The sequence below is a fragment of the Stenotrophomonas sp. 21LCFQ19 genome (assembly GCF_056861425.1).
Genome location: NZ_JBSPUF010000001.1, coordinates 336,809 through 362,567, shown reverse-complemented (window position 1 = coordinate 362,567; position 25,759 = coordinate 336,809). Strand labels below are relative to the sequence as shown.

Below are 25,759 nucleotides of genomic sequence, written 5' to 3'. Positions count from 1 at the left end.
CTGCCCACTCGGCCCAGATTGAAGCAAGGGGTGGGGCATGGCGGCACTGTCCCGCTTGTGGCGGGGGGAGCTGGCCGGCTTTTTGCCGTCCACGCGGCTTCCAGGCGGCCGCATCGGCCCGGCGCTGCTAGAATTGCGCAGACCTGTTTTTCTGTGAATGACGCCATGAGCCATACCGCCACCGCGCCCGCCAACGCCGAGAAGCGTTATACCGTCCATCGCGCTGACCTGCCGCTGAGCTGCCCGACGCCGGAAATGGCGCTGTGGAACTCGCACCCGCGGGTTTACCTGCCGATCGAGAACGAACCCAATGGCGAGGCTGCCTGCCCGTACTGCGGTTCGGTATTCGTACTGGCCGACTGATCGCTGATCGATGCGCCGTTTGACGGTGGTGCAGTTGCTGCCGGCGCTGCATTCCGGCGGCGTCGAGCGTTCAACTCTGGAAATTGCTGCTGCACTGGTGGCTGCCGGTCACCGGGCCATTGTCGTGTCCGCGGGTGGGCGCCTGCAGCAGCCGCTGCTGGACAGCGGTGCCGAGCACCTGACCCTGGACATCGGCCGCAAGTCGCTGTTGACGCTGCGTCACGTGGCGTCGCTGCGGCGCCTGTTCAGCGAAACCGGCGCCGACATCGTGCACGCCCGTTCGCGCTTGCCGGCCTGGCTGGGCTGGTATGCGCTGCGCGGCATGCCGGTCAGCCAGCGTCCGCGTTGGATGACCACCATGCACGGGCTGAACTCGCCCGGGCGTTACAGCGGCATCATGGCCAGCGGCGAGCGGGTGATTTGTGTATCGCAGACCGTGCATGACTATCTGCTTGAACACTACCGGGCGACCGATCCAGCCAGGTTGCGGGTCATACCGCGCGGTGTGGACATGGCCCAGTTCCCGCGCGTGGAGCGCAGCGACCGTCGGCCGCGCCTGGCCGTGGCCGCGCAGCATCCGCAGCTGGGCACGCAGGCGCCGTTGTTGTTGTTGCCTGGGCGCGGCACCCGCCTCAAGGGCCATGCGCACGCCTTGCAGCTGTTGGCAGCCTTGCAACGCGAAGGCCAACCGGCAATGTTGTGGATGCCCGGTGTGCGCGAGCCTGGGCGCGAAGCCTATGTGCGCGAGCTGGAACAGCTGGCACTGGCGCTGGGTGTAGCCGATCACATCGTGTTGAGTGAGCCCACCGCCCGCATCGCCGAAGCCTATGCTGCCAGCGATCTGGTGTTGCAGTTGTCGGACAAGCCGGAGGCATTCGGCCGCACCGTGCTGGAAGCGCTGTCGGTAGGTCGTCCGGTGGTGGGCTGGAACCATGGCGGCGTGGGCGAGTTGCTCAACCAGCTGCAACCGTCCGGCGCTGTCCAACACGGTGACCTGCGGCAGCTGACGCGATGCGTGCTGCAGCTGTTGCAGAACCCACCGTCGCTTCCGCGACGGATTCCCTATACGTTGCAGTCCATGCAGCGTGCGACCCTGGATGTCTATGCAGAACTTGGTAACTGATCGGCCTAATGTAGTGACACCGCGTCAGGCGGGCTGGTGGGCGCCGATATGGGTGGTCGCCTATGTCGCCTTGTTGCCGTTGCCGGGTATCGCCGAGTCGGTGCTGGTGCTGGGTGCCTTGTTCACCATGCTGCGCCTGTTGCTGCTGCGATTGAAGGATGGCGACGGTATCCGCAGTCTGTTGGGCGTGCCGGCATTGGCGCTCACCAGTGTGCTTTTCTGTGCGTACTGGTTGCCGCAGCTAGGCTCGGTGGTGGGTGCGGAGGATCAGGGCAAGGTGTGGGGCAAGGTCGCCGCTGGGCTCCGCTACCTGCCTTTCATGTGGCTGGTAGCCATCGCGGTGGGTACCAGCCAGCGGCGCAGTACCGCCTTTACCGGCCTGGCGGTGGTCACCGGGTTGTGGACGCTCGATGCCTTGCTGCAGGCTGCGCTGGGGACCAGTCCCTTGTTCTGGAGCCTGGATCAGCTCAAGTGGCTGAGCAGTGGGCACGGCCTGTGCACCGTGCAGGAGATTGCCGCGGCTGATCGCCTGCCCGGCGTCTTCGGGCCGTGCAATCTGAAATTCGGCCAGGTGCTGGCCAGCCTGTCGCCGTTCCTGTTGTTCGTTGTCGGCGCACGTTTGGGACGTTGGGGCTGGTTGCTGAGCGCCGCCGCTGTCGGCGTGGTGCTGGTGCTTGCCGGCTCGCGGGCTTCGCTGATTACCTATGCGCTGGTCCTGCTGGTCTCCGGTTGGCGCTTGTTGGGCGCCAAGTGGATGCTGCTGGTGATGCTGGCTGGCGTTGTCGGCTTAGGTGCATTGACGGCCGGTTCGGCTCAGGTGCGTGAGCGCTTTGCGCGTACCGCGATGGCGTTCAGCGGCGGCGCCAGCGGGGTCAATGAGGCGCTGTCCGGTCGCAGTCAGATCTGGTCGGCGGCGCTGTGCATGGTGCGGGAGCACCCGGTAAACGGTGTCGGTGCTCGTGGTTTCCGCGATGCCTATCCTGGCTGCAACCCCTACCCGGAGCAGAAACCGGTATGGGGCGAAGGCCCGGCCCTGCATGCCCACCAGATCCTGCTGGAGATCCTTGCCGAGACCGGTGTGCTTGGCCTGTTGCTGTGGATCGCCGGTGCGGCAATGGCGCTGCGTGCCTGGATCTATTCCGGAGCACAGGCACGTGATCGGGCGCGTCCGGCCGCGCTGGCCTTGGCGGTGACGGTGTTCCCGCTCAATACCCACCTGGCGTTCTACTCCGCCTTCTGGGGTGGGCTGACGGTATTGCTGGCGGCACTGTATGCCGGCGCCTTGCTGGCCGAGCAAGGCGACTGAAGCTGCAGCCGCTTCAGTCGTAGAAGTGGCTGCGGCCTTCGGGCTGGCGCTTGAAACGGCGGTGGATCCACAGGTATTGGGTGGGGGCTTCGCGCACCATCTGCTCGATGGCGGCGTTGACCTGTGCGGTGTCGGCAACCGGGTCGTCGGTGGGGAAGTCGGGTAGGGGCGGCGCGATCTTCAGCACGTAGCGGCTGCCTTCGCGCCGATGGAAGTAGGGGACCACGGCACAGCCGGTCATCCGCGCGAACTGATGGGTAGCGGTGATGGTGGAGGCCTGCATGCCGAAGAACGGCACGAAGACCGAGTCCTTGCCGCGCATGTCCTGATCCGGCGCGTACCACAGAAAACCGCCTTTCTTCAGGTGGCGAACGGTGGCACGGATGTCTTCGTTGGCGAACATCGCGCAGGCGTATTTCAGCCTGCCGCTTTTCACCGCCCATTCCATCACCGGGTTGCGGTACTTGCGGTACATGCCGGCCAGCGGCACGTGATCACAGAGCAGGCGGCCGCACATTTCCAGGGTCATGAAATGGCCTGATACCAGCAGCACGCCGCGCCCTTCGGCCTGCAGTGCCTTGAGATGCTCCAGCCCTTCCCATTGCACCTGCGGGCGGATCACGTCGATCTTGCCCCACCAGGCGCGGGCAAATTCAAATATGCCCACGCCGAGTGCGTCGAAGCTGTCACGCAGCAGCCGCTGCCGCCAGGCCTCGTCCTGCTCCGGGAAGCACAGCCTGAGGTTGACCTCGGCGGCATGGCGGCGGCTGCGAGCCAGGTGCAGGGCCAGCCAGCCGATGCCGCGGCCCAAGGCGCGTTGCAATGTCCACGGCAGGCGCGCGGCGATGAAGGCGATGCCTAGCCAGGCAAAGGTGGGCCAGTGACGTGGCTGCAGCAGCGAGGGCCGGGTGGCGGTAGTGGGTGAATCGGACATGGGTCGATTCTAAGCCACGCGGGTGACGGCAGGAGCACGGCAGGGTTTGCTGGAGTGGGCGGGGGCGTGGGCGAAGGCGAACAAGCAAATGCAAAGGCACCCCTCCTCAATCCTCCCCTGCGCTGTGCGCAAGGGAGGAGGGCAAGCAAAGGCAGCCTTGCTCGATCCTCCCCTGTGCTGTGTGTGAGGCAGGAGGCGCAGCGAAGGCGGCGCGGCAGCTCGGTTGGCAGCCCTTCGTCTCACGCTGTTCCGGCGTTCTCCCGTATCCTTCGCCGATGCGTAAGGATCCAGTCGAACTTCTGTTGCGCGGCATCTATTCCGTCGTGCTCTATCTATTGCTGCCCATCACCGTGTACCACCTGGTGTGGCGCGGGTTTCGCGTGCGCGAGTACTTCCGACGCTGGGACGAGCGCTATGCCTCCTACCCGGAAAGTGGTGGCCAGCCGCGGGTCTGGCTGCATGCGGTGTCGGTGGGCGAGGTCAACGCGGCCGCTCCATTGGTCAATGCCTTGCGGGCGCAGCGTCCGGATATCCGTTGGATCATCACCACCATCACCCCGACCGGCTCGCAGCGCGTGCGCGCGTTGTGGGGTGATGCGGTCGATCATGTGTATCTGCCGTATGACGTGCCCGGCAGCGTCAGTCGCTTTCTGGGCCACTTCCAGCCCAGCTTGGCGCTGATCCTGGAGACCGAGCTGTGGCCGAACATGTTGTTCGGTTGTCGTGATCGCGGGATTCCGGTGTACATCCTCAATGCCCGTCTTTCGGCGCGTTCGCTGAAGGGCTACCGGGCGTTGAAGGCGCTGGTTGGTCGCGCGCTGCGCACGGTCACATGCGTGGCGGCGCAGTCGCAGGCGGATGCGGAGCGTTTCATCGAGCTGGGTGCATTGCCCGAGCAGGTGCAGGCCTTGGGCAATCTGAAGTTCGATATCCATCCGCCGGACACGACGCCGGTGCTGCAGGCATTTCATAAGCACGTGCCAGCGACGCGGCCGATATGGATTGCTGCCAGCACCCACGAAGGTGAAGAACAGGCGGTGATCGAGATCCACGAGCGCCTGTTGAAGCAACACCCGGATGCCTTGTTGCTGTGGGCACCGCGACACCCCGAGCGCTTTGCAAAGGTTGAAGCCCTTGCACGCGAGGCGGGCTGGCGTGTGGCCACGCGCAAGGCGCAGCAATGGCCGGGTGCCGATGCCCAGGTATTCGTGATCGATACCCTGGGTGAGCTGATGGCGTTCTATGCCTGCGCACAGGTCGCGTTCGTCGGTGGCAGCCTGCAGGCCATTGGCGGGCACAATCTGCTGGAACCAGCGGCGATGGGCACGGCAGCAGTGACCGGCCCGCACCTGCATAATTTTGCCGAGATCTCGCGGCGGATGGATGAGGCCGGTGCCCTGTGCATCTGTGCCGATGCGAACGAGGTGGGTGCGGCCGTGTCGTGCCTATTGCAGGACGAGGCTGAGCGCGAGCGCATGGTGCAGGCCGGGCGTGCACTGGTTGCCAATGGTCGTGGCGCGCTGGAGCACACGGTTGCATTGATCATGCCGCAGTTGCCGCCGCCGAGTGAGTCTGCGTCGTAGCCCTTTACCCGCTGCCATGGCGGTGATTGTCTGTGGGAGCGGCGTAAGTCGCGAAGCTGGTCTGGCTGAAGCCTCGGGCTTCTGTGCCATCTGATGATGTGTCGGCTTCGCGGCTTACGCCGCTCCCACAAAAGAAAGAAAAGCGATGCCGCTTGCGTAGCCCGGCTAAGCGCAGTGCACCCGGGGTATGCCGGGTTTGTTGTAGGAGCGGCGTAAGCCGCGAAGCTGACGGTGTTCGAAGTCTTGTCGCCAATGCGGGCTGATGCTGTGCGTGCTTCGCGGCTTACACCGCTCCTACAAAAGAAAGAGAAGCGATGCCGATCGGGTGAAGGCGATCGCCGGCAATGTTCCAGAAACAAGAAAGGCGGGCCGAGGCCCGCCTTTCTGCATTACGTTGCTGCGCGGCGTTACTGCGCGTTGTTCGGCTGCAGCTTGGCGGCGGCATCCACCGTCAGCAGGCGGTTGATGTCCTGCACTTCGCTGATTTCCAGATCGCCGATGGCCTGGCTCAGCTGCAGGCGGGCCAGCAGGAAGTTGTAGCGCGACTTCGCGTACTCCACCTCGGCAGCGAACAGGGTCTTCTGGTTCTGCACAACGTCCAAGACGGTACGGGTGCCGACTTCCAGGCCGACCTGCGAGGCGTCATAGGCGCTCTTTGCCGAGACCACGGTCAGCCGCCGGGCTTCCACTTCGCTGATGCCAGCGACCAGTGCCTGGTAGGCATTGCGGGTATTGCGATCCAGGGCGCGCTTCTGCTGCTCGAAGGTGTCCTGGGCGATATCGCGACGGGCCAGTGCCTGACGCACGCCGGACTGGGTTGCACCACCGGCGAAGATTGGCACATTCAGGGTCAGGCCAATCGAGTTGGTGGTGGCGTCCGGAGCGACAGAGCCGCTACCAGTGGTGTCACCCCAACGCGCGCTCTTGCCCCAGCTGCCGCCCAATGACAGGGTCGGGTAGTGGCCGCCACGGGCGGAAGATACGTTGGACTCGGCGGCGCTGACCTGCAGTTCCTGCGCCTTCAGCGCCGGGTTGCGCGAGACCGCATCGGTGACCAGCTGGTCGACGTTGCCGCGGTTGGCCGGCAGTTCCGGGCGGAAGTCGACCGGCAGGCCACGCACATCGCGCACCGGCTGGCCGGTCAGCTCGGTCAGTGCCTGGTAGGCGTCTTCCAGCGCATTGCGGGCAAGGATGGTGTCGGCACGGGCCTGGTCGTACTGGGCACGGGCTTCGTGCATATCGGTGATCGGTGCCAGGCCCACTTCCAGACGCTTGTCGGCGTAGTCGAACTGCTTCTTGGCAGCGGCTTCGTTGGTCTCGGCAGCGGTCAGCGATTCAATGCCGACCAGCACGTTGAAGTAGGTGGTCGCAGTACGCACCACCAGTTCGTCGTTGGCCGATTCCAAGGTGAAGTCGGCGGCCTTGCTGACATCGCGCTGCGCGCGCAGGTTGGCGAACTGGCTCCAGTTGAACAGGGTCTGGCTGCCGTTGATGCCGTAGTTGCGGGTCTTGGAGGTGGAGCTGCCGCTGATGTCGTCGTAACTGGTGCGGGTACGGTTCAAGGATGCCTCACCGCCGATCTGCGGCAGCAGCGCAGCGCGTGCCTGCACCTGGCCTTCCTTGTCGAACAAACGCGTGGATTCAGCCGCAGCCAGCTGCGTGTCACCGTTGCGGGCCATTTCGTAGACCTGCAACAGGTCGGCGGCATGGGAAGTCAGCGGAGTGAGGGCGACTGCCAGCGCAAGGGTGAGGGATCGGCGGATCATTGCGGCTTCCTTGGACGGTTTTAGAGTTGGAATTGCGGTGCGGGCGCAGCGCCCTGCAGATAATCAAGATCGGTTTCGAACAGCGAGGCGGTGCTGCCATCGGCCTGGACCAGCACCGCTTCCATCACCGGAGAGACCCCGCGGATGGCAAACAGGCGGCCGCCGCTGCGCAGCAGCTTCAGCAGTTCCACCGGAACGGTTTCTACCGCACCGGTGATGCAGATGGCGTCGAACTGACGCTGGCTCTGCCAATTCAGGCCATCGGCCACTTCAATGCGGACATTGCTGCCCAGCTTGGCGGCGTCCAGGTTCTGGCGGGCACGCTCGGCCAGTTCGGGCTGGATTTCAAGACTCAGCACTTCGCGGGCCAGCTGGCCCATGCAGGCGCTCAGGAAGCCGCTGCCGGTGCCGATTTCCAGCACTTCGTCGGTTGGCTGCAGATCCAGCGCCTGCAAGGTACGGCCTTCGATGACCGGCTTCATCATCTTCTGGCCGTGACCCAGCGGCAGCTCGATATCGGCATAGGCCAGGGCGCGGTGCGATTCGGCGACGAAGGCTTCACGCGGCAGGCGGGCCAGCACGTCCAGCACGCGGACCTCCAGCACATCCCAGGGCCGGATCTGCTGTTCAACCATCATTTCGCGGACGTGGGAGTAATCGATCGTCATGGGAAGCTCATCATTCCAGCGCAGTGGGCCGGCCATTTTACCGGTTACCAGACACAAAGTACGGGTCCAACATTGCGGCGAGGGCCGCGTTGGACGCAGTGCCGGAAGTCATTCGCACCTCCGGTTCATTCAGCTTGCGGGCGCGGGCCGTAGGCGCGCAGGAAAAAATCAACGCTGGCGGCAATATGCACGTCCACATTGAGCTGATCCGGGGCGGTGCACAGGCCACACATCATATGTGCGTGGACCTCGCCCTTGATCAGGCAGAAGAACTGCCGGGATGCCAGAGGCAGGTCGTCGATGTCCAGCTGGCCACGGGCAACGCGGGCGCCGAGGAACTCGGTGAGCGCGGATTCGGTACGGGCTGGGCCAGCCTGCCAGAACATCTGCCGGACCCGGTCATCGGTATCCGGGGTCATCATCATGCGCTGGGTGGCGATGGCCGCGTCACTGCTGATCAGGGCAAAAAACGCGTGGCCGATGCCCTGCAGCTGGCCGCGCAGCGGCGCCTCGTTGTCGGTGACAAACAGCTCATCAGGCATCATTTCCACGCACTTGGCCTGGATCGCCTCGCTGAACAAGGTGTCCTTGTCGCCGAAATGGCTGTAGACCGTCAGCTTGGAGACACTGGCGCGGGCGGCAATCTCGTCCATGCTGACGCCATTGAAACCCTGCTCGATGAACAACTCCTTGGCTGCGTCCAGGATGGCCGCACGCTTGCCCAGGTCCTTGGGGCGACCCGGACCGGAACTGCGTTGCGCCGACGTGGCGGGCGCTGGGGAGGGTTTTTTCGGAGACATCCGGTAATACTAGACCAGCTGGTTCGATATTTATACTATACCGATGCGTTTAGTAATGGCGGTGAAACCCCGTCCCCTCTTCCCCCTTGCGTCAGCGACCTTATTTATGACCCACCTTCGATGGATTGGCTGTTGCCTGCTGTTGCCCTTGCTTGCTGCCTGCGGCAAGCCCGAATCCGTGCCTGTGCATGCTGTACCCGTGTTGGTGGAGCACCCGGCCGGCAATGGCGGGGTGGCGGTCGGCGCCTATCCGGGCGAGGTGCGTGCGCGCGAGGAAACCGCGCTGTCCTTCCGGGTCGGCGGCAAGCTGCTGCGGCGCGAAGTGGATGCCGGCCAGCGGGTCAGCAAGGGACAGTTGCTGGCTGAACTGGATGTTGCCGACTACAACCTGCAGGCACGTGCGGCGCAGGCACAGTTCGCTGCCGCCGAAGCTGACCTGGTGCGTGCCCGCGACGAGCACAAACGCTATCAAACGCTGGCCAGCCAGCAACTGGTCAGCCAGTCGGCGCTGGATGCGCAGACCGCTGCCCTGAAAGCAGCGCAGGGCCAGGCCGATGCGGCGCGGGCCAATCTCGATGTTGCGCGCAACCAGTCCGGCTACGCCCAACTGCATGCACCGGAAGGCGGCATGATCGCCAGCCGCGAGGCCGAGGCCGGGCAGGTGGTTGCCGCAGGCCAGACCATTTACACGATGGCCGCCGACGGCGCACGCGAAGTCGCCATTGCATTGCCGGAAAGTGCGATCCGCGACTTCAGCGTTGGCCAGGCGGTCGAGGTCGAGTTGTGGAACCAGGAAGGCAAGCGTCTGTCGGGCAGCATCCGCGAGATCGCCGCCGCTGCCGATCCGCAGGCGCGTACCTATGCCGCGCGGGTCAGTCTGGCTGCCGATGCATTGGATACGGTTGAACTGGGCCAGAGCGCGCGGGTGTTCATCGCCCACGGCAAGCAAGGCGTGATGAGCGTGCCGCTGGCCGCGGTGCAGGCGGGCAAGCAGCCGCAGCAGGCCAGCGTGTGGGTGGTGAACCCGGCCGATGGCAAGCTGCAGGCGCGTACGGTGACGCTGGGTGCCTACGGCCCGGAAAGCGTTCCGGTGTTGGCGGGCTTGAAGGCCGAGGATTGGGTGGTTGCCGCCGGTGGCCATCTGCTGCGTGAAGGTCAGCAGGTGACTGCGGTGGACAGGAGTAACAGGCCGGTACTTGCGCCTGCCGCCGCATCCGCAAAGAAAGGGGAGTGAGGCGTGAAACGCTTCAATCTCTCCGAATGGGCGCTCGGTAACCGCCCGCTGGTGTTGTTCATGATGATCGCCATGGCGATCATCGGTGCCTGGTCGTACAAGCACCTTGGCCAATCCGAAGATCCGCCGTTCACCTTCAAGGCGATGGTGGTGCAGACCATGTGGCCGGGCGCCACCGCCGAGCAGGTGTCCAAGCAGGTCACCGAGCCGATCGAAAAAGCGTTGATGAACACCGGCGAATTCGAATTCATCCAGGCCTATTCGCGCCCGGGCGAGTCGCAGGTGATCTTCATGGCGCGCGACTCGATGCCGTCCAAGGACGTGCCCGAGCTGTTCTACCAGGTGCGCAAGAAGGTCGGCGACATCCATTCGCAGCTGCCAGCCGAAGTGATCGGGCCGTTCTTCAATGATGAGTTCGGTGACACTTTCGGCAATATCTATGCGCTGACCGGCAAGGGTTTCGACTATGCGCTGATGCGCGACTATGCCGACCGCATCCAGCTGCAGCTGCAGCGCGTGGACGATGTCGGCAAGGTCGACCTGCTCGGCCTGCAGGACGAGAAGGTGTGGATCCAGCTGTCCAACACCAAGCTGGCCACGCTGGGCGTGTCGATGCAGCAGGTGCAGCAGGCGCTGGCGCAGCAGAATGCGGTGGCTCCGGCCAGCTGGTTCGAGACCCCGACCGATCGCGTGCAGCTGCGCGTCAGCGGTCAGTTCACTTCCGTCGAGGACATCCGCAACTTCCCGATCCAGGCCGGTGATCGCAGCGTGCGGCTGGGCGATATCGCCGAGGTGAAGCGCGGCTTCGCCGATCCGGCCTCGGCCAAGATGCGCTTCATGGGTGAGGACGCCATCGGTATTGCCGTGGCGATGAAGAACGGGGGAGACATCCTCAAGCTGGGCAAGACCCTGGACAGCGAGTTCGAGCAGCTGCAGAAGACGCTGCCGGCCGGCATGCAGCTGCGCAAGGTCTCCGACCAGCCGCATGCGGTGAAGGAATCGGTGGGCGAGTTCGTCAAGGTGCTGACCGAAGCGGTGGTGATCGTGCTGCTGGTGAGCTTCTTCTCGCTGGGCTGGCGCACCGGTCTGGTGGTGGCGGTATCGATCCCGCTGGTGCTGGCGATGACGTTCTTCGTCATGCACCAGTTCGATATCGGCTTGCACAAGATTTCGCTGGGCGCCCTGGTGCTTGCGCTGGGCCTGCTGGTGGACGACGCGATCATCGCGGTGGAGATGATGGCCACCAAGATGGAGCAGGGCTACGACCGCCTGCGCGCGGCCAGCTTTGCCTGGACATCCACCGCCTTCCCGATGTTGACCGGTACCTTGATCACCGCGGCCGGCTTCCTGCCGATTGCCACCGCAGCTTCCAGCACCGGTGAATACACGCGTTCCCTGTTCCAGGTGGTGACGATCGCGCTGGTAGTGTCGTGGATCGCCGCGGTGCTGTTCATTCCGTATCTTGGCGACAAGATGCTGCCGGACCTGCACAACCCGCAGCCGCCCAGGCCGGGCAGTATTGCCGGGCGCTGGCATGCGCTGCGGCTGCGCTGGGCCGACCGCAATCCGGCCGTGGCCAACCTGATCAAGCCGAAGGAGCTGGCGCACGACCATGACCCATACAAGAGCGCGTTCTACCAGCGCTTCCGGGTGTTCCTGGATGCCTGCCTGCGTCGCCGTTGGCTGGTGATCCTGGCCACGGCGGGCCTGTTCGTGTTCTCGCTGGTGATCTTCCGCTTCGTGCCGCAACAGTTCTTCCCGGATTCGACCCGGCCCGAGCTGATGGTGGATATCGAACTGGCCGAAGGCGCGTCGCTGACTGCCACCCAGGCACAGGCACAGAAGTTCGAAGCGCTGATCAAGGGGCACAAGGGTGTGGCCAACTTCGTCGGCTATGTCGGCAACGGTTCGCCGCGCTTCTACCTGCCGTTGGACCAGCAGTTGCCGGCCACCAACTTCGCCCAGTACGTGGTGCTGGCCGAGGACACCAAGGCACGCGAGGAGCTGCGTGATTGGTTGTTGACGGAAGTCGTGCCCAAGTTCGGTGATGTGCAGCTGCGTGTGACCCGCCTTGAGAACGGCCCGCCGGTTGGCTACCCGGTGCAGTTCCGTATTTCCGGCGAGCATATCGAGCGCGTGCAGGCGATTGCCGCGCAGGTGGCGGAAAAGGTTCGGCAGAACCCGCATACCACCAACGTCAACCTCAACTGGAGCGAACCGAGCAAGGTGGTGCGCCTGGTCGTGGACCAGGACCGAGCCCGCGTACTGGGCGTGAGCAGTGCGCAGATCGCGCAGTTCCTGACCAGCTCGCTGTCAGGCATGAGCGTGAGCACCTACCGCGAAGGCAACCGCCAGATCGGCATGTTGCTGCGTGGCCCGGATGATGAGCGTGCGCGTCTGGACATGCTGGGCAGCCTGGCCATCCCGACCGCCAGCGGCAAGTCGGTGTCGTTGTCGCAGGTGGCCAAGCTGGAATATGCCTTCGAAGACGGCATCATCTGGCACCGCGACCGCCTGCCAACCGTCACCGTGCGTGCCGACATCGGCGACAGCATGCTGCCGGTCGGCGTGGTCGAGCAGATCGTGCCGACCTTGAGTGACATCCGCGACGCCCTGCCCAGTGGCTATCTGCTGGAAACCGGCGGCACCGTGGAGGACTCCGCGCGCGGGCAGAACTCGATCAAGGCCGGCATGCCGCTGTTCCTGGTGGTGGTGGCGACGCTGCTGATGGTGCAGCTGCGCAGCTTCTCGCGGGCGGCGATGGTGTTCATCACCGCACCGCTGGGCATCATCGGCGCGACCTGGTTCCTGCTGCTGTTCCAGGCGCCGTTCGGCTTCGTGGCAATGCTGGGCACGATCGCCCTGGCCGGCATGATCATGCGCAACTCGGTGATCCTGATCGACCAGATCCAGCAGGACATCGATGCCGGCCATGACCGCTGGCACGCCATCATCGATGCCACGGTGCGCCGCTTCCGGCCTATCGTGCTGACCGCGCTGGCGGCGGTGCTGGCGATGATCCCGCTGTCGCGCAGTGCCTTCTACGGCTCGATGGCGATCTCGATCATGGGCGGGTTGATCGTCGGCACGGTGCTGACCCTGGTGTTCCTGCCTGCGCTGTATGCGGCCTGGTTCCGGGTGCGCCCGGACGAGGCCAGTCACTGAGCAGCGCGCTGTGAGCCGTCGCCGCCAAGGCCGGCCACGGGGCCGGCCGTAAGAAACGGCGACGGATTTCACGGTTGAGGTGGTAAATTGGCGCGCCGACGGGGGAGTCGGCGTGACCTGCGGAGGCGGGTTTGTACAGACGCCAGAGGATTACCGACGCCACAGCTGCATGCCTTGCCGGCCGGGACCGGCTGACGGCTTGGCTGTGCACCCTGCTCGTAACAGCCCTGCTGTGGGCCGTGATCTTGCCGCCGGCGCAGGCCGCGCGGCATACCGTGGCCGGGTGGGGCATGGAGCAGGGGCTGCCGCACAACCTGGTGCAGTCGGTGGCACAGGGCACTGACGGCTTCATCTGGCTGGGCACCTGGGAAGGCGTGGTCCGCTTCAACGGCCGCAGCTTCACCGTATTTGATCGGCAGAACACCCCTGGCGTGGAGCTTTCCGGGGTGCTGAGCATCCTGCCCGAGGCCGACGGCGCCGTGCTGTTCGGGACCATTTCCGATGGTGTCTACAGCTACCACCGCGGGCGTTGGGAAGCATTGGGGGGGGGCGATGCCCGGCATCTATCGGTTACCGCATTGCTGCGGGATCCATCCGGCGACCTGTGGATCGCCGCCAAGGACAAGCTGCTGCGCTTGCTGCCCTCGGGGCAGCTGCTCGATGCCGGTGCCACGCTTGGCCTGCCCGAGGTGCCGATCACCGCACTGCGCCTGATGGCGGATGGAACGGTGCTGGTTGCCACTGAAAAAGGTGTCTACCACCAGCAGCAGGGACATCTGGCGCCGTGGAACGGTACGGCTGGTTGGGTGGTGCGTGATCTGGTCGATGATGGCGACAACGGCTGGGTGGTTGCTGCCGACGACGGTGTCCATTGGCTGCACGCTGATGGCCGACGGCAGCACCTGTTGCCTGGTGAGCGCGTGGATGCGGTGCGCCATGATGCCAGCGATGCGTTGTGGCTGAGCCTGTCCGCGGGCCGACTGGTGCGCTTGGCACCAGGCAAGACCGAGCGGATCGCGGTTCCCGGGCAGGTCAGTCCCGCCTTGTTGATCGACCGGGAAGGTCTGGTCTGGGCGGGCAGCACCGATGGCTTGTTCCGCATCGACGAAGGCGCGGCACGTGGACTGACCATGGAGGATGGACTGGGCTCGGACTATCTGCGTGCGCTGATCCAGTCCGACAACGGCGATGTCTGGATCGGACATTCCGAAGGCCTGAACCGCATGCGCGGCGATCTGATCAGCGCGGTGCGCTTGTTGCCGGGCACTGGCCGTGACGCGTCGGTGCTGGCCTTGGCTGCGCGTGGTCAGGGCGTGTGGGCTGGCACCTACAACAAGGGCGTGCTTGGCGTGGATGAGGCTGGTCGGGTCGTACAACAGATCAGCTTGCCGGGTACCGTACAGCCGCTGATCCGCAGTCTGTTGAGTGAAGCCGATGGCAGCCTCTGGATAGGCAGCTCGGAAGGTCTGTATCACCACCAGCGCGGCAAGCTGCATCACTATGGATTGGAAGAGGGGCTGCCGGGACTGGCGGTGCATGCGCTGTACCGCGACGCTGCCGGCGTACTCTGGATAGGTACGGACGGTGGCATGGCGAGCCTGGACAAGGACGGCAAGCTGCAGGCGTGGTTGCCTGATGTGGGGTTCCCGGCGCGCTATGTCTTCGACTTCCTTGGCGACGACAATGGTGACCTGTGGATTGCCAGTGACCACGGACTGCTGCGCAAGCGTGGCTTGGACATTGCCGTGTTCGATCATCGCAACGGGTTGCCGCGCGACAAGGTTTTCCGGGTCATCGACGATGGCGTGGGCCATCTGTGGCTGTCCAGCAACCAGGGCGTGTTCCGGCTTGATCGCACGGACCTGATTGCCGTGGCTGCCGGCGCGCGTACGCATCTGGCGGTGCAGGTGCTGGACCATACCGATGGCATGCCCAGCAGCCAGGGCAATGGCGCTTCATCCCCTGCAGGCTGGTTCACGCGTGACGGTGAATTGTTGTTTCCCACCGCCGGTGGCCTGGCGGTGATCGATCCGCAGCGTGTCGATGGCAATGCACGTTTCCGGAAGATTCCGGTAGCCATTGAAAGCGTGGTCATCGATGGCGATCCGCAGCCGGTGAGCAGCGCCTACTCCCTGCCAGCCGGCGTGGATCGCATTGCCGTGGCCTACGCCGGGCTGGGTTTCCGCGCGCCGGACAAGATGCGTTACCGCTATCGTCTTGAAGGCTTTGACAGTGATTGGCTGGATGCAGGCAGTCGCGTCGAAGCGATCTATACCAATCTGCCACCAGGGAAATATCGGCTGCGCATCCAGGCGATGTCGTTGCCGTTGGATTGGGAAAACACCAATCGCGGCGGCGAAACAGTGCTGGAACTGGATATCGCCGCACCGCTATGGCAGCGCCCGTGGGTGCGCTGGCTGAGCGCTGCGGCCGTGCTGGGCCTGATCCTGTTGCTGGCAGGTTGGCGCGCAGCCAGCTATCGACGCGGGCAACAGCGCCTGAGCAACGAGATCGCTGCACGCACCCAGGAATTGAGCGAGAAAAACCGCGCGCTGGAGCAGGCCGACTCGGAGCGCGCCAGCCTGTTGCAGCGCCTGGAGCACCAGGCCATGCATGATCCACTCACCGGCCTGCCCAACCGGCGCGCGGGTGATGCCTATCTGCAGCAGGCGTTGCAGCGCGCCAGCACCGAGGGGACGCCCTTGAACGTGGCGCTGGTGGATGTTGATCATTTCAAGCAGATCAATGACCGCTACGGCCACGATGCCGGCGATCAGGTGCTGCGCGACATCGCCAGCCTGTTGCAGCTGCGGCTTGGCAAGGAGCAGTTCGTGGCCCGGCATGGCGGTGAGGAGTTCCTGGTGGTGATACATGGCATATCACTGCAGGAGGCGGTGGCGGCATTGCAGGAGCTGCGGATCCGCCTGGCGCGACTGCGCTTCGAGGACGTGGATGCCGACGTCAGTGTCACCGTCAGTATCGGTGTTGCGGCATTCGGCCCAGGCCAGGCGGACGGACGCACCCTGTTGGCGGCCGCTGACCGGCAGCTCTATCGCGCCAAGCGCGAAGGCCGCAACCGGGTATTGTCATGACGACGGCGCCCCTGGGCGCCGCCGGTTTCCAGCCGTGCGGAGGCTGGATGATTCAGTACAGCCCCTGCGCCAACATGGCATCGGCGACCTTGACGAAGCCGGCGATGTTGGCGCCGTCCACGTAGTTGACGCTGCCATCGGCACGTACGCCGTGATGCACGCAGTTGGCGTGGATCTCCTTCATGATCACGTGCAGGCGCTCATCGACATCGGCATGGCGCCACGACAAGCGCAGCGCGTTCTGGCTCATTTCCAGGCCCGAGGTGGCCACGCCACCGGCATTGCTGGCCTTGCCCGGCGCGTACAGCGTGCCGGCCTGCAGGAATACATCCACTGCTTCCAGCGTTGACGGCATGTTTGCGCCTTCGGCCACGCACAGCACGCCGTTGTGGACCAGGGTGCGGGCGTCGGTTTCATCCAACTCGTTCTGGGTGGCGCAGGGCAGGGCGATATCGGTCGGGATATGCCAGGGGCGACGGTCGGCCAGGAACTCGAAGCGCGCATCATCGGCGAGTTCGGACAGGCGGCCGCGGCGTTCGTTCTTCAACGCCATCACGTCCTGCAGGGCGGTTTCGTCGAAGCCATCGCGTGCGTACAGGGTGCCGCCGGAATCGGAGAAGGTCAGCACCTTGGCGCCGAGCTCGCTGGCCTTGATCGCCGCGTACTGGGCGACGTTGCCGGAACCGGACACCAACACCTTGGCACCGTGGGTCTGGCGCTTGGCGTGGTGCAGCATCTGCTCGACGAAATAGACCGTGCCGAAGCCGGTGGCTTCCGGCCGCATCAGGCTGCCGCCAAAAGCCAGCCCTTTACCGGTGAAAACGCTGGAAGCATCGTTGCTGAGCTTCTTCATCATGCCGGCCATGAAGCCGACCTCGCGTGCGCCAACGCCGATATCACCGGCAGGCACATCGGTATCAGGCCCAAGGTGGCGGTACAGCTCCAGCATCAGCGCCTGGCAGAAGCGCATCACTTCGCTATCGCTCTTGCCCTTGGGGTCGAAGTCCGAGCCGCCCTTGCCGCCACCCATCGGCAGCGTGGTCAAGGCGTTCTTGAAGGTCTGCTCGAAGGCCAGGAACTTGAGGATGGACAGGTTCACCGACGGGTGGAAGCGCATGCCACCCTTGAATGGACCTATCGCCGAATTGTGCTGCACGCGCCAGGCGCGGTTGACGTGGGTTTGCCCCTTGTCATCGGCCCAGGCGACGCGGAACTGGATCACCCGCTCCGGCTCGACCAGACGTTCCAGCAACCCATATTGCGTGTACTTCGGGTTCTGCTGCAGGAACGGCCACAGGCTGTGCGCCACTTCCTTTACCGCCTGCAGGAACTCGGATTGGTTGGGGTCGCGCTTGGCCACATGGGCCAGGAAGTCGTCGGGAGTGCGGTAGTTCAAGGTCATTCCTTTTTCGTGCGGGACCTGAAGCGACAGGTCCAATGAAGAAACGGCGTGGTATCCACCTGGCGGGAACAGCCCGCAAAAAAAGACGCGGCCAAGGGCCGCGTCTGGTTACATCAGTTCAACTGCGCAAGCACGGCTAGCCCGGCTTGCTGGGTGTTGAGCGCCTGTCCTTGTGCGGCCAGGTCGGCGGTGAAGTGGCCACCATCGAGTGCGGCGCTGACCGCCTGCTCGATGGCTGCAGCCTCGGCCTCCAGTCCCAGTGAATGGCGCAGCAGCATCGCCGCACTGAGGATGGTGGCATAGGGGTTGGCGATGCCCATGCCGGCGATATCCGGCGCCGAACCGTGGATGGGCTCGTAGATGCCGACCTTGCCCTGTTCGCCCAGCGAAGCCGACGGCAGCAGGCCCAGCGAACCGGCCAGCATCGAGGCCTCGTCGGTGAGGATGTCGCCGAACATGTTCTCGGTGACGATCACATCGTAGACGCGCGGCTTGGCGATCAGGTGCATGGCCATGGAATCGACCAGCTGGTGTTCCAGTTCCACGTCCGGGAATTCTTCGCGGCCGATGCGTGCGGCGATGTCACGCCAGAGGCGCGAGGTTTCCAGCACATTGGCCTTGTCCACCGAGGTGAGCTTGCCGCGGCGCTGTTGGGCCAGGCGGAAGGCGCTGCGCAGCACGCGCTCGATCTCGACCACGGTGTAGCGGCACAGGTCGCTGGCGCTGTCGGCATCGCGGCTCTTGTCGCCGAAGTAGATGCCGCCGGTCAGCTCGCGCACCACCACGAAGTCCACGTCCTTGAGCAGTTCGGGCTTGATCGGCGAGGCATTGAGCGCGGCCGGGTGGGTGCGCACCGGGCGCAGATTGGCGTACAGGCCCAGTGCCTTGCGGATCGCCAGCAGGCCTTGTTCCGGGCGCACTTTGGCGTTCGGGTCGGACCACTTCGGGCCACCGACGGCGCCGAGCAGGACCGCGTCCGCCTTGCTGCAGGCTTCCAGCGTGGCTGCCGGTAGCGGCTCGCCGTGATTGTCGATGGCGATGCCGCCGATGTCGTGTTCGCTGAAGCTGAAGCTGTGACCGAACCGGGCTGCGATGGCCTTGAGCACGTCGACGGCAACGGCGGTGATTTCTGGACCGATGCCGTCACCCGGCAGTACGACGATGTTGGCTTGCATGTAAGGGTTCCGGTTGCTGTTGTTGTTTTTTCAAAGCCCCTCTCCCACCGGGAGAGGGGTTGGGGTGAGGGTAGGGGGCGCCATGCGCTGTTTGGCTGCAGTAGGCTTCGTCCGCACCCTCATCCGCCCCTGCGGGGCCCTTCTCCCGAGGGGAGAAGGGCAAGTGCTTCACACCGCGCGAGCAGCCTCATACCGCTCGATCTCATCCACCCGACCAAGCAACCAACCCAGCTGATCCACGCCTTCCAGCAGACAGGTCTGCGAGAAACCATCCAGCGGGAAGCTGTAGGCCTTGCCGCTGGAGGTACGCAGCTCGCGTGCCGCCACATCCACGGTCAGCTCGTCATCCGGGTTCTGCATCAACTCCTGTACGTCGGCTTCGTCCAGCACGATCGGCAGCAGGCCGTTCTTCAGCGAGTTGTTGCGGAAGATGTCGGCGATCTCGCTGCTGACGATTGCCTGCAGGCCCAGGTCGGTCAGCGCCCACGGCGCATGCTCGCGCGAGGAGCCGCAGCCGAAGTTTCGCCCGGCCAGCAAAATCGCGCGGCCCTGGTTGTGCGGCTGGTTGAAGGCGAACTCCGCATTCGGTGAACCATCGGCCTGCCAGCGCCAATCATTGAACGCGTTCTTTCCCAGGCCGGCACGCTCGGTGGTGGACAGGAAACGCGCCGGGATGATCTGGTCGGTATCGATATTGGTCTGGCGCAGCACAACGCTGCGCGAGGTGATCGTGGTCAATGCGGCCATCAGTACAGCTCCAGTGCGTAGCCCTTCTCCCATCGGGAGAAGGTGGCGCGCAGCGCCGGATGAGGGTGTGCTTGCGCAGGGTGTTTGCCGGAATGAGCAGCGGTCGCCCTCATCCGCCCCTTCGGGGCACCCCCGCCTTCGCGGGGGCATACCTTTGTATCTCCCGGAGGGAGAAGGGCAAAAGCGACGGCCATCACGCCACCTCCTTGGCAAACAGATCGCGGGTATCGGCAACGCGGCCGTTCACCGCCGCCCATGCCGCGCTCATCGGCGAGGCCAGCAAGGTGCGCGAGCCCGGCCCTTGGCGGCCTTCAAAGTTACGATTGCTGGTGCTGACCGCCAACTGGCCGGGTGCAACCAGGTCGCCGTTCATGGCGATGCACATCGAGCAGCCCGGCTCGCGCCACTCGGCACCGGCGGCACGCACGATTTCGTGGATGCCTTCGGCCTCGGCATCGCGCTTGACGATCTCCGAGCCCGGCACCACCAGCATGCGTACGCCATCGGCGACGTGGCGGCCGCGCAACACCTGTGCGACTTCGCGCATGTCGCTCAAGCGGCCATTGGTGCAGGAACCGACGAACACCACATCCACCGGCGTACCGATCAAGCTGTGGCCGGCTTCGAACTTCATGTAGTCCAGGCCCTTCTGCGCAGCGGCATCGTTGGCGGCCGGGATCGGCGCATCAACCGCAATCGCGGTGCCCGGGTGCGTGCCCCAGGTCAGGGTCGGGCGGATGTCGGCGGCGTCGATCTGCACTTCCACATCGAAGCGTGCGCCTTCGTCGCTGTTCAACGAGGACCAGTACGCCACGGCGGTGTCGAAGTCGGCGCCCTTGGGGCCGCGCGGGGTGTTGGCGACCCAGTCGAAGGTGACCTGGTCCGGCGCCACCATACCGGCGCGGGCACCGGCTTCGATCGACATGTTGCACAGGGTCATGCGCTGTTCCATGTCCATCGCGCGGATCGCCGAGCCACGGAATTCCAGTACATGGCCGGTGCCACCGTTGACGCCGATCACGCCGATGATGTGCAGCACCACGTCCTTGGCACCCACGCCCGGCGCCAGTTCGCCGTCGACGGTGATTGCCATGGTCCTGGCCTTGCGCTGCAGCAGGCACTGCGTGGCCAGCACGTGGCCGACTTCGCTGGTGCCGATGCCGAAGGCCAGCGAGCCGAACGCGCCATGCGTGGAGGTGTGGCTGTCACCGCAGACGATGGTCATGCCGGGCTGGGTGAAACCCTGCTCCGGGGCGATGACGTGGACGATGCCGCGGTTGGCCGAGGACAGGTCGAACAGCTCGATGCCGTACTCGGCGCAATTCTTCGCCAGTGTTTCGACCTGCGCTTCGGAGGCCTTGCTTGCGTACGGCAGCTTGCCGTCCGGGCCGGCCGGCAGGGTCGGCGTGGAGTGATCCATCGTCGCCTTGGTGCGATCGGTGCGGCGTGGTTTCAGGCCGCGCTCGCGCAGCTCGGTGAAGGCCTGCGGTGAGGTCACTTCATGGATCAGGTGCAGGTCGATGTACAGCACGGCCGGCGCGTTGTCGGATTCGGGGACGACAACGTGGGCGTCCCACAGTTTGTCGTACAGGGTTTTGGGTGCGGAGCTCATTGGTTCGTTCCGGTGCCTATGTTCTGCCGTCGCGCTCAGGCGCTGACGGCTTCCTCGGTGGTGCTGCTTTCACGCTGGCGCAGCAGGCGGTTGGTGACATCCAGCCAGGCAAGCGCGCTGGCTTCGATGATGTCACGGCTGGTGCCGGTGCCTTCGAGGATCTCGCCTTCGTGACGCACGCTCAGGTTGGCTTCGCCACGCGCATCGGCGCCGATGCCGACGCTGTGCACGTGGTAGCTGTCCAAGGTCAGCTGCACGCCGGTGGCAGCCGACAATGCCGAGAACAAGGCATCGACCGGGCCGTCGCCCTGCGCGGTTTCGGCAACCCGGTTGCCTTCCGGATCGGACAGTTCGACCAGCGCATTGGCACGGCTGCCGACGTCGCTGATGGTCATCGAAGCCAGGCGGTAGCCGTCGCTGCTGGAGGTGCCCTGCATCAGGGTCTGCAGGTCGGCATCGGTGACCACGCGCTGCTGTTCGCACAGTGCCTTGAACTGCTCGAAGATCAGCTTCAGCTCTTCTTCTTCCAGCCAGTAGCCCAGTGCACGCAGGCGCGCCTCGACCGCGGCACGGCCGCTGTGGCGGCCCAGCACCATCTGCGAGGATTCCCAGCCCACGTCTTCAGGACGCATGATTTCGTAGGTATTGCGGTTGCGCAGCATGCCGTGCTGGTGGATGCCGGATTCGTGCGCGAAGGCATTGGCGCCAACGATGGCCTTGTTGCGCTGCACCGGCATGCCGACCAGACGCTGCAGCAGTTGCGAGGTGGGCACGATGCGGCGGGTGTCGAAACCGGTGTCGAAGTTGTTGTAGAAGGCGTTGCGGACCTTCAGCACCATCGCGATTTCTTCCAGCGCGCAGTTGCCGGCGCGCTCGCCGATGCCGTTTATCGAACCTTCCACCTGGCGTGCACCGCCTTCGATGGCGGCCAGCGAGTTGGCCACGGCCAGGCCCAGGTCGTTGTGGCAGTGGGTACTGAACACCACCTTGTCAGCGCCGGCCGCATTGGCGATCACGTGCTGGAACATCGCGCGGATTTCCTCCGGCGTGGTGAAACCAACGGTATCGGGCAGGTTGATGGTGCGCGCGCCGGCAGCGATCGCGACCTGGGTGACTTCGGTCAGGAAGTCCAGTTCGGTGCGGGTGGCGTCCTCGGCGGAGAACTCGACGTCGTCCAGGTAGCCGCGCGCCATGCTCACATGCTTGTGTACCGATTCCAGCACCTGTTCCTTGCTGATGCGCAGCTTGTGCTCGCGGTGCAGCGGACTGGTGGACAGGAACAGGTGCAGGCGCGGGCGCGCTGCGGCTTCCAGAGCCTTGATGGAGGTTTCGATATCGCCGGCCAGGCAGCGCGACAGCACTGCCAGGACCGGCTGTCGTACCTCGCGGCCGATCAGCGCCATGGCTTCGCGGTCGGACTGCGAACTTGCGGGGAAGCCGGTTTCGATCACGTCCACGCCCAGTTCCGCCAGCGCCCTCGCCATCACCAGCTTCTGTGGTGGCGTCATGCTGCAGCCGGGTGATTGCTCACCGTCGCGCAGGGTCGTGTCGAAGATGGTAATTCGCGGGGTATTGTTGGTTGGAGTATTCACCAGAGGGTCTCCTCGACTGCGGCGGTAACGGAAATTTGGGGGGATTCGGATCTGGAACTGCGCTGTGTCGATGCAACGACACGGCTTCTAAGTCGTTCGGCGTTACGCCGTCGAGGTTTGCGTGGTGGGCTGGGGCGTACTTCAGACAACAAGGTCGACAATACCGTGGCATCGATGTTGCCGCCGGATACCACAGCACATTTGCGCTTGCCGGAGACGCGGCGGCCTGCGGCCAACGCCAGTGCACCTGCACCTTCGGCGATGACGTGTTCTTCCAACGCCAGCCGCACCAGGGTTTCGCGCAGCTCGGCTTCACGGACGATGACCACATCGTCGAGCAGGCTGGCGCACAGGCGGCGGGTGAGGAAGCCCGGGATCTTGACCTTGACGCCATCGGCGAGGGTCGGCACCGGATCAACTTCGCGCACATCGCCCTTGATCGCGCGTGCCATCGAGTCCACGCCTTCGACCTGCGCACCGATGATACGCACGCCCTGCGATTTCAGGGCCAGCGCAACGCCCGAGGCCAGGCCGCCGCCGCCGATCGGCACGATCACCACGTCCGGTGCATGCGGCGCCAGCTCGATGCCCAGCGTGCCCTGGCCGGCGATCACGTCCGGGTCGTCGAAGGCGGACAGGAAGCGGTAGCCGTTCTGTTCGGCCAGCTCGCGGGCGAAGGCGAAGGCTTCGTCGTAGCTGTTGCCGTGCTGGCGTACGGTGGCGCCCCAATGCTGGACGCCGGCGATCTTGGTGGCCGGTGCGCCATGCGGCATCACCGTGATGGCCTGTACGCCCAGCCGATGCGAGGCCCAGGCCACACCTTGGGCGTGGTTGCCGGCCGAGGCGCAGATCACCGGGCGCTCGTCGCCGCGCTCCAGTGCCGCCAGCATCGCGTTCAAAGCGCCACGCACCTTGTAGGACCCGGTGCGCTGCAGATTCTCCAGCTTCAACCAGGTGCCGAAACGTTCCGCGTAGTGCAGCGGGGTAGGCGGCAGGAAACGGCGCAGGCGGGCCTGCGCGGCCAAGACATCGGCAACGCTGACGTTCAATGCGTCAGCGGGTGTTGCAACTGCGTTGGCGCGGCCACGGTCAGGCATGTACGTGGCCGTCACCGCATACGAACGAACCTGCTGTCGACTGTTCGCGTTGAAGAAGACGCCTCCGTGGTTTGCGGCGGCGTACTACCGGTACGCCACTTACATCGCTGCTCATACGCTGGCACCTGCTACCGGTACCAGCCGCACGGATTCGCAGTCGTAGACCTTCTGCAGCTGATGGCACAGGGTTTCCGGCGGGCGCGTGCCATGGATGTCCATTTGCACGTGCCAACGGCCGGCATCGTCGGCATTGCGGTTGCCGGCGATGTTGCTGGGGGCGAAGCCGCGCCGTTCGACCATGCCGATCACGCGCACCAGCGCGCCTTCGGCAGGCTTCAGCACCAGGTCAAGCCGGTATTGCATTGGAACTCTCCTGCGCTGCCTTGGCATGGGCTGGGTTGCTGTCCAGCATGGTGCTGTTGGCGTTGTTGGGTGGCACCAGCGGCCACACGTTGGCGCGTGCATCGATGGAGACGTGCAGCAGCGCCGGGCCGGGCGTATCCAGCATGGCGGCCAGTGCGTCCTCGACCTGCGCACGCTGGGTGATGCGGGTGGCGGGGATGCCGAACACCTGCACCAGCGCGGCGAAGTCCGGGTTGTCGGACAGGTCGATCTCGCTGTAACGCTCGGCGAAGAACAGCTCCTGCCACTGGCGGACCATGCCCAGCGATGAATTGTCCAGCAGCACGATCTTCACCGGCAGGCGACAGCGGGCGATGGTGGCCAGCTCCTGCACGTTCATCATGAAGCTGCCATCACCGGAGACCAGCACCACGGTGCGATCGGGGCAGGCGAACTGTGCGCCCATCGCCGCCGGCAGGCCGAAGCCCATCGTGCCCAGCGCGCCGGAAGTCAGGTGGTTGCGCGGATGGTTGAAGCGGCAATGCTGCGCCACCCACATCTGGTGCTGGCCGACATCGCAGGCGATAACGGTATCCGGCGGTGCCACTTCGCTCAGGCGCTTCAACAACGCCGGTGCGTAGATGTCGTGGCCGGGCGCGTCATAGCGTGCGGCGAACTTTTCACGGTTGGCGGCACAACGTGCGCGCCAGCTGTTGCAGCTGCTGCGGATGCTGGTCAGTGCCTGCAGGCCGGTCTTGACGTTGCCGGGGATGGCAATGTCGACCGCGCGCAGCTTGGAGATCTCGTAGGCATCGGCATCCAGGTGGATGACGCGGGCGAACGGGGCGAATTCGGCCAGCTTGCCGGTGGCGCGGTCATCGAAGCGGGCACCGACCACGATCAGCAGGTCCGACTCCTGCACCGCCATGTTGGCGGCACGGGTGCCGTGCATGCCCAGCATGCCCAGGTACTGCGGATGATTGGCCGGCAAAGCGCCCAGGCCGCGCAGCGTCAGTACGGTCGGGATGCCCGAGCTTTCGACGAAGTGGCGGAACTCGCCAACCGCATCGGCCAGGCCGATGCCGCCGCCGCCGTAGACAACCGGCTTCTCTGCAGCGGCAATCATCTCGACCGCAGCAGCCAGGCGCTCTGCGGACGGTGCCGGCACCGGGTCCACCGAGGCTGGCACGTGATCGGGCAGGTGCGAGGCATCGCCCAGCTGCACGTCCTTGGGCAGGTCGATCAGCACCGGACCGGGCCGCCCTTCGCGGGCGACACGGAAGGCTTCGGCAACCACCTGCGGCAGCTCATCAACGCTGCGCACCAGCCAGCTGTGCTTGACGATCGGCATGGTCATGCCGAACACATCCAGTTCCTGGAACGCATCGGTACCCAGCAGCGGGGTAGCGACCTGGCCGGTCAGGCACACCATCGGTACCGAGTCGAGCATGGCGTCGGCGATGCCGGTGACCAGGTTGGACGCGCCCGGGCCGGAGGTGGCCACGCATACGCCTACCTTGCCGCTTGCGCGGGCATAACCATTGGCGGCAAGCGCCGCGCCCTGCTCGTGTCGTACCAGGATGTGCTTGAGGCTGGAGTCCACCAATGCGTCGTAGAACGGCATGATGGTGCCGCCCGGGTAGCCGAACAGCGTTTGCACGCCTTCGGCTTCCAGGGCCTGCGTCAGCCAGCGTGCGCCGTTACGGGGCGCACCGGGGGTGGAAGTGTTCATGCAGCGACCTTTGCCAGTTGCGGGTG

19 protein-coding genes are annotated in these 25,759 nt (G+C 65.0%); 7 read left to right on the top strand and 12 right to left on the bottom strand.

What is annotated here, in order from left to right:
* The first annotated feature begins 165 nt into the window (after window positions 1–165).
* From AC13FW_RS01590 to AC13FW_RS01580, 3 genes are read left to right on the top strand one after another with little or no spacing between them, the layout of a single operon-like run.
* Entirely contained in the window at window positions 166–363 is a 198-nt protein-coding gene (locus AC13FW_RS01590) for a zinc-finger domain-containing protein (protein WP_282267169.1), read from the top strand.
* A gap of 10 nt (window positions 364–373) precedes the next feature.
* The gene (locus tag AC13FW_RS01585; RefSeq protein ID WP_482987952.1) at window positions 374–1,486 is read left to right on the top strand and encodes a glycosyltransferase; all 1,113 of its coding nucleotides are present in this window, start codon (window positions 374–376) and stop codon (window positions 1,484–1,486) included.
* Entirely contained in the window at window positions 1,467–2,792 is a 1,326-nt protein-coding gene (locus AC13FW_RS01580) for an O-antigen ligase family protein (RefSeq protein WP_482987951.1), read from the top strand. The genes AC13FW_RS01585 and AC13FW_RS01580 overlap by 20 nt, the downstream gene beginning before the upstream one ends.
* A gap of 13 nt (window positions 2,793–2,805) precedes the next feature.
* Here AC13FW_RS01580 and AC13FW_RS01575 read toward each other — a convergent pair whose 3' ends face one another.
* A complete protein-coding gene (locus AC13FW_RS01575; RefSeq protein WP_482987950.1) occupies window positions 2,806–3,726 on the bottom strand; it encodes an LpxL/LpxP family Kdo(2)-lipid IV(A) lauroyl/palmitoleoyl acyltransferase in 921 nt (306 codons plus the stop codon).
* A 275-nt stretch (window positions 3,727–4,001) separates the two neighbouring features.
* Between AC13FW_RS01575 and waaA the strand changes: the two genes are divergently transcribed.
* Entirely contained in the window at window positions 4,002–5,309 is a 1,308-nt protein-coding gene (gene waaA, locus AC13FW_RS01570) for a lipid IV(A) 3-deoxy-D-manno-octulosonic acid transferase (protein WP_482987949.1), read from the top strand.
* Window positions 5,310–5,716: 407 nt separating this feature from the next.
* On the opposite strand, the gene AC13FW_RS01565 is transcribed toward waaA, so the two are convergent.
* The 3 genes from AC13FW_RS01565 to AC13FW_RS01555 all read right to left on the bottom strand — a co-directional run bounded on the left by AC13FW_RS01565 (window position 5,717) and on the right by AC13FW_RS01555 (window position 8,543).
* Complete coding sequence (locus tag AC13FW_RS01565) at window positions 5,717–7,075, bottom strand: TolC family outer membrane protein (RefSeq protein WP_482987948.1); 1,359 nt, start codon at window positions 7,073–7,075, stop codon at window positions 5,717–5,719.
* A gap of 20 nt (window positions 7,076–7,095) precedes the next feature.
* Window positions 7,096–7,743, bottom strand: a complete 648-nt coding sequence (locus tag AC13FW_RS01560; RefSeq protein ID WP_296251412.1) for a protein-L-isoaspartate O-methyltransferase family protein — start codon at window positions 7,741–7,743, stop codon at window positions 7,096–7,098.
* A gap of 125 nt (window positions 7,744–7,868) precedes the next feature.
* Entirely contained in the window at window positions 7,869–8,543 is a 675-nt protein-coding gene (locus AC13FW_RS01555) for a TetR/AcrR family transcriptional regulator (RefSeq protein ID WP_482985882.1), read from the bottom strand.
* Between the two features lie 106 nt (window positions 8,544–8,649).
* On the opposite strand from AC13FW_RS01555, the gene AC13FW_RS01550 reads away from it, so the two are divergent.
* The 3 genes from AC13FW_RS01550 (at window position 8,650) to AC13FW_RS01540 (ending at window position 16,034) form a co-directional block, all read left to right on the top strand.
* Window positions 8,650–9,777 carry an efflux RND transporter periplasmic adaptor subunit gene (locus AC13FW_RS01550; RefSeq protein ID WP_482987947.1) on the top strand — a complete coding sequence of 376 codons (1,128 nt, stop codon included), beginning with the start codon at window positions 8,650–8,652 and terminating at the stop codon, window positions 9,775–9,777.
* A 3-nt stretch (window positions 9,778–9,780) separates the two neighbouring features.
* On the top strand, window positions 9,781–12,942 hold the full coding sequence (locus AC13FW_RS01545; protein ID WP_482987946.1) for an efflux RND transporter permease subunit: 3,162 nt from the start codon (window positions 9,781–9,783) through the stop codon (window positions 12,940–12,942).
* A gap of 239 nt (window positions 12,943–13,181) precedes the next feature.
* The gene (locus tag AC13FW_RS01540) at window positions 13,182–16,034 is read left to right on the top strand and encodes a ligand-binding sensor domain-containing protein (protein ID WP_482987945.1); all 2,853 of its coding nucleotides are present in this window, start codon (window positions 13,182–13,184) and stop codon (window positions 16,032–16,034) included.
* 52 nt (window positions 16,035–16,086) lie between these two features.
* Here AC13FW_RS01540 and gdhA read toward each other — a convergent pair whose 3' ends face one another.
* From gdhA to ilvG, 8 genes are all read right to left on the bottom strand, one after another.
* Complete coding sequence (gene gdhA, locus AC13FW_RS01535; protein WP_482987944.1) at window positions 16,087–17,436, bottom strand: NADP-specific glutamate dehydrogenase; 1,350 nt, start codon at window positions 17,434–17,436, stop codon at window positions 16,087–16,089.
* Between the two features lie 113 nt (window positions 17,437–17,549).
* Complete coding sequence (gene leuB, locus AC13FW_RS01530; RefSeq protein ID WP_482987943.1) at window positions 17,550–18,611, bottom strand: 3-isopropylmalate dehydrogenase; 1,062 nt, start codon at window positions 18,609–18,611, stop codon at window positions 17,550–17,552.
* 168 nt (window positions 18,612–18,779) lie between these two features.
* A complete protein-coding gene (gene leuD / locus AC13FW_RS01525; RefSeq protein WP_482987942.1) occupies window positions 18,780–19,358 on the bottom strand; it encodes a 3-isopropylmalate dehydratase small subunit in 579 nt (192 codons plus the stop codon).
* A 193-nt stretch (window positions 19,359–19,551) separates the two neighbouring features.
* Window positions 19,552–20,970 (bottom strand): 3-isopropylmalate dehydratase large subunit, encoded by a 1,419-nt coding sequence (gene leuC, locus AC13FW_RS01520; protein ID WP_481534436.1) that lies wholly within the window; start codon window positions 20,968–20,970, stop codon window positions 19,552–19,554.
* Window positions 20,971–21,005: 35 nt separating this feature from the next.
* Window positions 21,006–22,562 (bottom strand): 2-isopropylmalate synthase, encoded by a 1,557-nt coding sequence (locus AC13FW_RS01515; RefSeq protein WP_481534435.1) that lies wholly within the window; start codon window positions 22,560–22,562, stop codon window positions 21,006–21,008.
* Window positions 22,559–23,611, bottom strand: a complete 1,053-nt coding sequence (locus AC13FW_RS01510; RefSeq protein ID WP_481545083.1) for a threonine dehydratase — start codon at window positions 23,609–23,611, stop codon at window positions 22,559–22,561. Before AC13FW_RS01510 ends, AC13FW_RS01515 begins: the two co-directional genes overlap by 4 nt.
* 159 nt (window positions 23,612–23,770) lie before the next feature.
* Complete coding sequence (locus tag AC13FW_RS01505; protein WP_057632948.1) at window positions 23,771–24,022, bottom strand: ACT domain-containing protein; 252 nt, start codon at window positions 24,020–24,022, stop codon at window positions 23,771–23,773.
* Window positions 24,006–25,733, bottom strand: a complete 1,728-nt coding sequence (gene ilvG, locus AC13FW_RS01500; protein ID WP_482987941.1) for an acetolactate synthase 2 catalytic subunit — start codon at window positions 25,731–25,733, stop codon at window positions 24,006–24,008. Before ilvG ends, AC13FW_RS01505 begins: the two co-directional genes overlap by 17 nt.
* Between the last annotated feature and the right edge of the window lie 26 nt (window positions 25,734–25,759).

Bases quoted from the DNA above. Each gene is read 5' to 3' on its own strand.
- AC13FW_RS01590 (WP_282267169.1), top strand. From the start codon at position 166: ATGAGCCATACCGCCACCGCGCCCGCCAACGCCGAGAAGCGTTATACC.
- AC13FW_RS01585 (WP_482987952.1), top strand. From the start codon at position 374: ATGCGCCGTTTGACGGTGGTGCAGTTGCTGCCGGCGCTGCATTCCGGC.
- AC13FW_RS01580 (WP_482987951.1), top strand. From the start codon at position 1,467: ATGCAGAACTTGGTAACTGATCGGCCTAATGTAGTGACACCGCGTCAG.
- AC13FW_RS01575 (WP_482987950.1), bottom strand. From the start codon at position 3,726: ATGTCCGATTCACCCACTACCGCCACCCGGCCCTCGCTGCTGCAGCCA.
- waaA (WP_482987949.1), top strand. From the start codon at position 4,002: ATGCGTAAGGATCCAGTCGAACTTCTGTTGCGCGGCATCTATTCCGTC.
- AC13FW_RS01565 (WP_482987948.1), bottom strand. From the start codon at position 7,075: ATGATCCGCCGATCCCTCACCCTTGCGCTGGCAGTCGCCCTCACTCCG.
- AC13FW_RS01560 (WP_296251412.1), bottom strand. From the start codon at position 7,743: ATGACGATCGATTACTCCCACGTCCGCGAAATGATGGTTGAACAGCAG.
- AC13FW_RS01555 (WP_482985882.1), bottom strand. From the start codon at position 8,543: ATGTCTCCGAAAAAACCCTCCCCAGCGCCCGCCACGTCGGCGCAACGC.
- AC13FW_RS01550 (WP_482987947.1), top strand. From the start codon at position 8,650: ATGACCCACCTTCGATGGATTGGCTGTTGCCTGCTGTTGCCCTTGCTT.
- gdhA (WP_482987944.1), bottom strand. From the start codon at position 17,436: ATGACCTTGAACTACCGCACTCCCGACGACTTCCTGGCCCATGTGGCC.
- leuB (WP_482987943.1), bottom strand. From the start codon at position 18,611: ATGCAAGCCAACATCGTCGTACTGCCGGGTGACGGCATCGGTCCAGAA.
- leuD (WP_482987942.1), bottom strand. From the start codon at position 19,358: ATGGCCGCATTGACCACGATCACCTCGCGCAGCGTTGTGCTGCGCCAG.
- leuC (WP_481534436.1), bottom strand. From the start codon at position 20,970: ATGAGCTCCGCACCCAAAACCCTGTACGACAAACTGTGGGACGCCCAC.
- AC13FW_RS01505 (WP_057632948.1), bottom strand. From the start codon at position 24,022: ATGCAATACCGGCTTGACCTGGTGCTGAAGCCTGCCGAAGGCGCGCTG.
- ilvG (WP_482987941.1), bottom strand. From the start codon at position 25,733: ATGAACACTTCCACCCCCGGTGCGCCCCGTAACGGCGCACGCTGGCTG.